This window comes from Salipiger mucosus DSM 16094 (assembly GCF_000442255.1).
GTDB lineage: Bacteria > Pseudomonadota > Alphaproteobacteria > Rhodobacterales > Rhodobacteraceae > Salipiger > Salipiger mucosus.
In genome coordinates this window covers 1-8,167 of the sequence record NZ_KE557276.1, presented here as the reverse complement: position 1 = coordinate 8,167, position 8,167 = coordinate 1, and the positions used below count along the sequence as shown (strand labels likewise).

11 protein-coding genes are annotated in these 8,167 nt (G+C 71.4%); 8 read left to right on the top strand and 3 right to left on the bottom strand.

What is annotated here, in order from left to right; genetic code table 11:
- From SALMUC_RS30450 to SALMUC_RS11965, 7 genes are all read left to right on the top strand, one after another.
- The coding region (locus SALMUC_RS30450) for an ATP-binding cassette domain-containing protein (protein WP_198014576.1) at positions 1–455 on the top strand (455 nt) is incomplete at its 5' end.
- A complete protein-coding gene (locus SALMUC_RS11990; protein ID WP_020043654.1) occupies positions 452–1,225 on the top strand; it encodes a cobalamin-binding protein in 774 nt (257 codons plus the stop codon). The genes SALMUC_RS30450 and SALMUC_RS11990, both read left to right, overlap by 4 nt.
- Before the next feature lie 68 nt (positions 1,226–1,293).
- On the top strand, positions 1,294–2,094 hold the full coding sequence (locus SALMUC_RS11985; protein WP_020043655.1) for a TatD family hydrolase: 801 nt from the start codon (positions 1,294–1,296) through the stop codon (positions 2,092–2,094).
- Positions 2,091–2,891 (top strand): MBL fold metallo-hydrolase, encoded by an 801-nt coding sequence (locus SALMUC_RS11980; RefSeq protein WP_020043656.1) that lies wholly within the window; start codon positions 2,091–2,093, stop codon positions 2,889–2,891. Before SALMUC_RS11985 ends, SALMUC_RS11980 begins: the two co-directional genes overlap by 4 nt.
- 125 nt (positions 2,892–3,016) lie before the next feature.
- Positions 3,017–3,946 carry an AEC family transporter gene (locus SALMUC_RS11975; RefSeq protein WP_020043657.1) on the top strand — a complete coding sequence of 310 codons (930 nt, stop codon included), beginning with the start codon at positions 3,017–3,019 and terminating at the stop codon, positions 3,944–3,946.
- Between the two features lie 107 nt (positions 3,947–4,053).
- Positions 4,054–5,349 carry an adenylosuccinate synthase gene (locus SALMUC_RS11970; RefSeq protein ID WP_020043658.1) on the top strand — a complete coding sequence of 432 codons (1,296 nt, stop codon included), beginning with the start codon at positions 4,054–4,056 and terminating at the stop codon, positions 5,347–5,349.
- Positions 5,350–5,359: 10 nt separating this feature from the next.
- Positions 5,360–5,590 carry a DUF2842 domain-containing protein gene (locus tag SALMUC_RS11965; RefSeq protein WP_020043659.1) on the top strand — a complete coding sequence of 77 codons (231 nt, stop codon included), beginning with the start codon at positions 5,360–5,362 and terminating at the stop codon, positions 5,588–5,590.
- On the opposite strand, the gene SALMUC_RS11960 is transcribed toward SALMUC_RS11965, so the two are convergent.
- Both SALMUC_RS11960 and SALMUC_RS11955 read right to left on the bottom strand, forming a co-directional pair.
- Positions 5,541–5,888 carry a hypothetical protein gene (locus SALMUC_RS11960; protein ID WP_020043660.1) on the bottom strand — a complete coding sequence of 116 codons (348 nt, stop codon included), beginning with the start codon at positions 5,886–5,888 and terminating at the stop codon, positions 5,541–5,543. The genes SALMUC_RS11965 and SALMUC_RS11960 overlap by 50 nt on opposite strands.
- 94 nt (positions 5,889–5,982) lie before the next feature.
- On the bottom strand, positions 5,983–6,585 hold the full coding sequence (locus tag SALMUC_RS11955; protein WP_020043661.1) for an inner membrane-spanning protein YciB: 603 nt from the start codon (positions 6,583–6,585) through the stop codon (positions 5,983–5,985).
- 157 nt (positions 6,586–6,742) lie between these two features.
- On the opposite strand from SALMUC_RS11955, the gene SALMUC_RS11950 reads away from it, so the two are divergent.
- Positions 6,743–7,225, top strand: a complete 483-nt coding sequence (locus SALMUC_RS11950; protein WP_020043662.1) for an MgtC/SapB family protein — start codon at positions 6,743–6,745, stop codon at positions 7,223–7,225.
- 35 nt (positions 7,226–7,260) lie between these two features.
- Here SALMUC_RS11950 and ftsY read toward each other — a convergent pair.
- On the bottom strand, positions 7,261–8,167 hold a 907-nt coding region (gene ftsY, locus SALMUC_RS11945), incomplete at its 5' end, for a signal recognition particle-docking protein FtsY (protein ID WP_020043663.1).

Genomic DNA, 8,167 nt, shown 5'->3' with positions numbered 1-8,167 from the left:
ACGAGAGCCGCGCGGGCCCCGCCGGCCGCGCCGCCGTGGACGAGGCGCTGGCGCGCATGGGGCTCGAGAGCTTCCGCCACCGCAAGGCGACGGAGCTTTCCGGCGGCGAGCAGGCCCGCGCCCTCATCGCCCGCGCGCTGGCGCAGGAGGCGCCGCTGCTCATGGCCGACGAGCCGATCGCGGGGCTGGACCCGGCGGCCCAGATCGCCACGCTGCGCGTCTTCGAGGGGCTCGCGCGCGAGGGCCACGCGGTGCTGGTCTCGCTCCACGACCTGACGCTGGCGGCGCGGCACTGCTCGCGGCTGCTGGTGCTCGATGGCGGCCGGCTGGTCGCCGACGGCCCGCCGATGGAGGTGCTGACCGAGCGTCTGCTGGCCGATGTCTTCCACCTGCGGGGCCATATCCTGCGCACGCCGGACGGCCCGCTGCTGCAACCGCTGGACGTGATCCCATGAGCCTGCCCGAGCGCATCGTCTGCCTGACCGAGGAAACGGTCGAAACGCTCTACCTGCTGGGCGAGGAGGACCGCATCGCCGGCGTCTCGGGCTATGCCGTGCGCCCGCCCCGCGTGCGGCGCGAAAAGCCCCGCGTCGGCGCCTTCACCTCGGCCGACATTCCCAGGATCCTGGCGCTCGAGCCCGACCTGGTGCTCACCTTCTCGGACCTGCAGGCGGACATTGCCGCCGAGCTGATCCGCGCCGGCGTGGCGGTGCATGCCTTCAACCAGCGCGACGTGGCCGGCATCCTCGCGATGATCCGCACGCTGGGCCGGCTGGTCGGCGCCGCCGCGCGCGCCGAGGCGCTGGCGGCGGGCTACGAGGCCCGCATCGCCGAGATGCGCGCCGCCCCGCCCGCGCACCGGCCGCGCGTCTGGTTCGAGGAATGGGACGAGCCGCTGATCTCGGGCATCGGCTGGGTCTCGGAGCTGATCGGGATCGCCGGCGGCGAGGACATCTTCCCCGAGCTCGCGCGGGCGCAGGCCGCCACCGGGCGCATCGTGGACCCCGAGGCGGTCATCGCCCGGGCGCCCGAGATCATCCTCGGCTCCTGGTGCGGCAAGAAGGTCCGCCCCGAGCGCATCATGTCCCGCCCCGGCTGGGAGGCAACCCCGGCGGTGCGCGCGGGCGCGGTGCACGAGATCAAGTCGCCGCTCATCCTGCAGCCCGGGCCTGCCGCGCTGACCGACGGGCTCGACGCGCTGCGCCGCATCATCGGGCAGGGATGAGCCGCGCCGGGTCATCTGCTTGACCCTCCCCTTGCCTTCCCCGATACCAAGGCGCAAAGGATGCGCGCATGACGACACCCGCAATCACCGACAGCCACTGCCATCTCGATTTCCCCGACTTCGACGCGGAGAGACCGCAGGTCATCGCCCGCGCGCTGGAGGCCGGGGTGCACCGGATGGTGACCATCTGCACCCGCCTGCGGAACGAGCCGCAGGTCCGCGCCATCGCCGAGGCGAACGACCCGGTCTTCTACGCCGCCGGCACCCACCCCATGAGCGCCGCCGAGGAGCCGCTGGCCACGGTCGACGAGCTGGTCGCGCTGACGCAGCATCCGAAGTTCGTGGGCATCGGCGAGACCGGCCTCGACTACCACTACACCGCCGAGAGCGCCGAGGTGCAGAAAGAGAGCCTGCAGGTGCACATCGCCGCGGCGCAGGAGACGGGCCTGCCGCTCATCATCCACGCGCGCGACGCCGACGAGGACATGGCGGCGATCCTGACCCGGGGCTACCGCGACAAGCCCTACAATTGCGTCATGCACTGCTTCTCCTCGGGCGCGGACCTCGCGCGCGCGGCGCTCGACTGCGGCTTCTACCTGTCGATGTCGGGCATCTCGGCCTTCCCCAAGTCCAAGGAGCTGCGCGCGATCTTCGCCGAGGCCCCGCTCGAGCGGATCCTCGTCGAGACCGACAGCCCCTACCTCGCGCCGCCGCCCTACCGCGGCAAGCGCAACGAGCCGGGCTACACGGTGCACACGGCCAGGGTCGGCGCCGAGACCTTCGGCCTCGACTACGCCGACTTCGCCGCCGCGACCGAGGCCAACTTCGAGCGCCTCTTCACCAAGGCCGCCGCCTGGACGCCGGCATGAGCGAGCTGCGCTTCACCATCCTCGGCTGCGGCTCCTCGGGCGGCGTGCCGCGGCTGGGCGGCAACTGGGGCGACTGCGACCCGGCGAACCCGAAGAACAGCCGCCGCCGCTGCTCGCTGCTGATCGAGCGCGAGGGCCCCGGGGGCACCACGCGGGTGCTGATCGACACCTCGCCCGACATGCGCGCGCAGCTTCTCGACGCGGGCGTGGGCCTGCTCGACGCGGTGGTCTGGACCCACAGCCACGCCGACCACGTGCACGGGCTCGACGATTTGCGCCAGGTCGTCTTCAACCGCCGCGAGCGGCTGCCCGTCTGGGCCGACGGCGACACCCAGAACGCCCTGCTGACGCGCTTCGGCTATGCCTTCGTGCAGCCCGAGAGCAGCCCCTACCCGCCGATCCTCGAGATGCACACGATCGAGCGCGCCCCCTTCACCATCGAGGGCGCCGGCGGGCCGATAAGCCTCACGCCCTTCCGGGTGGACCACGGCAGCATCGAGGCGCTCGGCTTCCGCATCGCCGATCTCGCCTACCTGCCCGACGTGATCTCCATCCCCGACGAGAGCTGGGCGCACCTGCGCGACCTCGACTGCTGGATCCTCGACGCGCTGCGCCGCACGCCGCATCCCACCCACGCGCATCTCGACCTCGCGCTGGAGTGGATCGAGCGCATGGCCCCGCGCCGCGCGGTGCTCACCAACATGCACATCGACCTCGACCACGACGTCGTCGCGGCCGAGACCCCGGACCACATCACCCCGGCCCACGACGGCATGGTCATCCGCTATGAGATCTGACGGCGCGCGCCTCCGCGGGCCGCGCCCGCCCCGCGCGCATCTTCTGGCCGCAAATATCCCCGCCGGAGGCCCCCGGCCGGACGCCGCGCCACGCCGCGAGGGCGCCCACGAGCGCGTGCGCTGACATGCAGGCACTCGTCGACGTCATCCTGCCGGTCTTCCTCGTCATCGGCGCGGGCTACCTCGCGAGCTGGCGGGGGCTGCTGACCGAGAACGCGGTCGACGGGCTGATGGGCTTCACCCAGACCATCGCGATTCCCTGCCTGCTCTTCCGGGCCATGTGGACGCTGGACTTCGGCGCGCATTTCGAGCCGCTGCTGCTGCTGGCCTTCTACACCGGCGCCACGGCGGGCTTCGCGACCGGGCTGCTGGGGGCGCGCTACATCTTCAAGCGCGACTGGGAGGATTCGGTCGCCATCGGCTTCTGCGGGCTCTTCTCGAACTCGCTGCTGCTGGGCCTGCCGATCACCGAGCGCGCCTACGGGGCCGATGCGCTCGCGGGCAACTACGCCATCATCGCGCTGCACTCGCCCTTCGGCTACATCCTCGGCATCACCGCGATGGAGATCGCCCGCGCCCGCGGCACGGCGCTGCGCAAGGTGCCGGGCACGATCCTGCGGTCGGTCTTCCGCAACGGGCTGGTCATCGGCATCGCCATCGGCGTGGCCTTCAACATCGGCAACGTCTCGCTGCCCGGGCCGGTGACGCAGGCGCTGGACCTGGTGATCCGCACCGCGCTGCCCTCGGCGCTCTTCGCGCTGGGTGGCATCCTCTTCCGCTACCGCCCCGAGGGCGACATGCGCACGATCCTCTTCGTCTGCGCGATCTCGCTGGGGCTGCACCCGGCGATCATGTGGAGCCTCGGGCAGGCCTTCGACCTGGGCACCGACGCGCTGCGCTCGGGCGTGGTGACGGCGGCGGTGGCGCCGGGGGTCAACGCCTATGTCTTCGCCAATCTCTACGGGCGGGCCAAGCGGGTGGCGGCCTCCTCGGTGCTGCTGGCGACGGGGCTGTGCATCTTCACCATCTGGGCCTGGCTGCACGCCCTGCCCTGACGCCCCCCGCGACGCAAGGCCGCGCGTGCGTCCGGGTCCGAGAAACAGGTTTCCCCGCCTCCGCCACATGGCTATACGGACCCGGGTTTCATCACCGGAGGTTCGGCATGGCAAACGTGGTCGTCGTGGGCGCCCAGTGGGGCGACGAGGGCAAGGGCAAGATCGTCGACTGGCTGTCGGAGCGCGCCGACGTGATCGCCCGCTTCCAGGGCGGGCACAACGCGGGCCACACGCTGGTCATCGGCGGCACGGTATTCAAGCTGCACGCGCTGCCCTCGGGCGTGGTGCGCGGCGGCAAGCTGAGCGTGATCGGCAACGGCGTGGTGCTGGACCCCTGGCACCTGGTCGAGGAGATCGCGACGATCCGCGCGCAGGGCGTCGAGATCACGCCCGAGACGCTGATGATCGCCGAGAACACGCCGCTGATCCTGCCCATCCACGGCGAGCTCGACCGCGCCCGCGAGGAGGCCGCCGGCAAGGGCACCAAGATCGGCACCACCGGGCGCGGCATCGGCCCGGCCTACGAGGACAAGGTGGGGCGCCGCTCGGTCCGGGTGGCCGACCTTGCCGATCGCGCGACACTCGAGGCGCGGGTCGACCGCGCGCTGCTGCACCACGACGCGCTGCGCCGGGGGCTCGGGCTCGAGCCCGTGGACCGCGCCGCGCTGATGGTTAGCCTCGAGAAGATCGCGGGCGAGATCCTGCAATACGCGGGCCCGGTCTGGAAGGTGCTCAACGAGAAGCGCCGCGCCGGCAAGCGCATCCTCTTCGAGGGCGCGCAGGGCGCACTGCTGGACATCGACTTCGGCACCTATCCCTTCGTGACCTCCTCGAACGTGATCGCCGGGCAGGCCGCCACGGGCACCGGCATCGGGCCGGGCGCGGTGGATTTCGTCCTCGGCATCGTCAAGGCCTACACCACCCGCGTCGGCGAAGGCCCCTTCCCGACCGAGCTGGACGACGACGACGGCCAGCGGCTGGGCGAGCGCGGGCACGAGTTCGGCACAACCACGGGCCGCAAGCGCCGCTGCGGCTGGTTCGACGCGGTGCTGGTGCGCCAGACCTGCGTGACCTCGGGCGTCAACGGCATCTCGCTGACCAAGCTCGACGTGCTCGACGGCTTCGACACGCTGAAGATCTGCACCGGCTACGAGCTGGACGGCGAGGTGCTGGACCACCTGCCGATCGCCGCGGACCAGCAGGCGCGCTGCACGCCGGTCTACGAGGAGATGCCGGGCTGGAGCGAATCGACCGAGGGCGCGCGCAGCTGGGCCGAGCTGCCCGCCAACGCGATCAAGTACGTGCGCCGCGTCGAGGAGCTGATCGGCTGCCCGGTGGCGCTGCTCTCGACCTCGCCCAAGCGTGAGGACACGATCCTCGTCACCGACCCCTTCGCGGACTAGGTCCACGCGCATGGCTCTCAAGCACAAGACCCGCAAGCGCCTCTCGATTCTGCTGCTGGTGGTCTGGCTGCCGCTCTACATCGTGGCGGCGGTCAGCCTGGTGAACGCGCTCTCGCGTCCGCCGATCCTGGTCGAGCTGCTGGTCTACGTGGGGCTGGGCTTCCTCTGGGCCCTGCCCTTCAAGTTCGTCTTCAAGGGGGTCGGCCAGCCCGACCCCGACGCGCCCGACGACCGGGGCTGAGGCCCCGCCAGCGCCAGCGCGCCCAACGCGCGGCTGCCGCGCCAGACCTGACCTGGTAGCGCAGGCCCAGCCGGTCGCGCAGCAGCGCCATGGCCACGATGAGCGGCAGCAGCCCCAGCAGCATCCATGCCACCAGCATGTCGGGCGCCAGAAACTCCTCGATGCGCCGCATCGAGGGCAGCCCGTGGCGCGCGGGGATCAGGAAGGCCACGACGGGGACGACGAGACCCGCTGCGGCATAGCCCAGCCACAGCATGCGCGGCGCGGCGCCGCGCGGGGAAACCCGGACCGATGACATGACGACACACTCCGACACGCGTGGCCCGAACCGGCCACGCCCGCGAGTCTCGCGCCGGTGCCCGCTGCGCGCCTTGTACGGGGTCAAGCCGGGGTCAGCTTTCGTCCTGTTCGAGCCCGTAGCGCTTGAAGAGGCTGCCCTGCGCCAGGAAGAAGACGAAGACCGCCGCGGTGAGGCCGAAGGTCTTGAAGTAGACCCAGGCCTCGGTCGTCATGGTGCGCCAGACCAGCTCGTTGAGGATCGCGAGGCCGAAGAAGAAGGCCGTGAAGCGCTTTGTCAGGATCATCCAGCCCTCGTGCCGGAGCGGCATGAGCCCCTCCATCACCGTGCGCAGCCAGCTTTCGCCGCGCAGCAGGCCGATGCCCAGCGCCGTGCCGAAGAGCAGGTAGATCAGCGTCGGCTTCATCTTGAAGAAGCGCTCGTCGTTGAGCCAGACCGAGAGCCCGCCGAAGACCACGATCAGCACGGCGGTCACCACCTGCATGCGGCTGAGGTGGCCGGTCAGCTTCCACAGCAGCCCGGTGCAGGCCAGCATCAGCGGGATGAAGCCGGCGGTGACCACGATGAAGCCGTCGTAGGCCTCGCCGCCGATGGTGAAGACCCGATCCTTGAGCGCGAGGTAGGCCACGAAGAAGACGAGGACCGGCCCGATCTCGAGCGCCGATTTGAGGAGTGGGTTGATCTGCCGTTCCGCCATGAAGCTCTCCCTGTTCGGGCGAGAGATAGCCGCCCGCGCGCCATAGCTCAACGGCCCCGCGGTCACAAAGCGCCTGCCGCCACGGAGGGCGCGCGGCGCTGGAACCGGCGCAGTCGCGAATCTGTTACCATCCGAACCCCAACAGCCGGAGCGAGCCATGCTGGAACAGATCATCTCGGAGTTCGAGGGCACCTTCTCGGTGGTGCCGGCGCCCGTTGCCTTCGCGCGCCTGCTGGCGGCGATCGTGCTGGCCTCCGTGATCGGCGCCGAGCGCGAGTGGCGTCACAAGCCCGCGGGTCTGCGCACGCATATCCTGGTCGCGGTGGCGGCCTGCCTCTTCGTGATCCTGGGACGCGAGCTGGCCGCGCTGGATTTCGGCGAGGGCGAGCAGCGCAACGACCCCATCCGCATGATCGAGGCGGTGACGGCGGGCGTGGCCTTCCTTGCCGCCGGGCTGATCTTCACCGCAGGCGGCAAGGTCAGGAACGTGACGACCGGCGCCTCGCTCTGGCTGGCGGGGGCCGTGGGCCTTGGCTGCGGGGCGGGCCAGATGCCGCTGGCGGCCATGGCCACGGTGCTGGTCGTGGTCGTGCTGCTGGTCCTGCGCCAGTTCGAGCGGGTTCTGGGCACGCACGACTGAGTCGCGCCCCGGCCCGGGCGGCCCCGGCCGGCCTGTCAGGCCTCGAGCCCGGTGAGCGCGGTGGCGAATTCCTCGGGGTCGAAGGGCTGCAGGTCGTCGATCTGCTCGCCCACGCCGATGGCGTGGATCGGCAGGCCGAACTTGTCGGCCAGCGCCACCAGCACCCCGCCCTTGGCGGTGCCGTCGAGCTTGGTCATCACCAGCCCCGAGACATCGGCCACCTGGCGGAAGATCTCGACCTGCCGCAGCGCGTTCTGGCCGGTGGTGGCATCCAGCACCAGCAGGGTGTTGTGCGGCGCGTCGGGGTCCTTCTTGCGGATGACGCGGACGATCTTGGCCAGCTCCTCCATCAGGTCCTGCCGGTTCTGCAGGCGCCCGGCGGTGTCGATCATCAGCAGGTCGGCGCCCTCGGCCTGCGCCTTGGTCATGGCGTCGAAGGCGAGGCTGGCGGGGTCGCTCCCCTCGGGCGCGGTCAGCACCGGCACGCCGGCGCGGTCGCCCCAGATCTGCAGCTGCTCGACGGCGGCGGCGCGGAAGGTGTCGCCGGCGGCGATCACCACCGACTTGCCGGCGGCGCGGAACTGGCTGGCGAGCTTGCCGATGGTCGTGGTCTTGCCCGAGCCGTTGACGCCCACCACCAGCACCACCTGCGGCGTCTTGGGGTAGAGCGGCAGCGGCCGCGCGACGGGCTCCATGATGCGGGCGACCTCGGCGGCGAGCAGCTCCTTGATCTCGCGCGCCGAGACGCGCTTGCCGTAGCGGCCCTCGGCGATGTTGGCACTGACGCGCAGGGCGGTGTCGACGCCCATGTCCGAGGCGATGAGCAGCTCCTCGAGGCTTTCCAGCATCTCGTCGTCGAGCACGCGGCGCACCTCGGGCGTGCCCGGGGCCGCGCCCCGGCCCAGCAGGCGGCCGAGCAGCCCCGGGCCGCGGGCGGCGCCC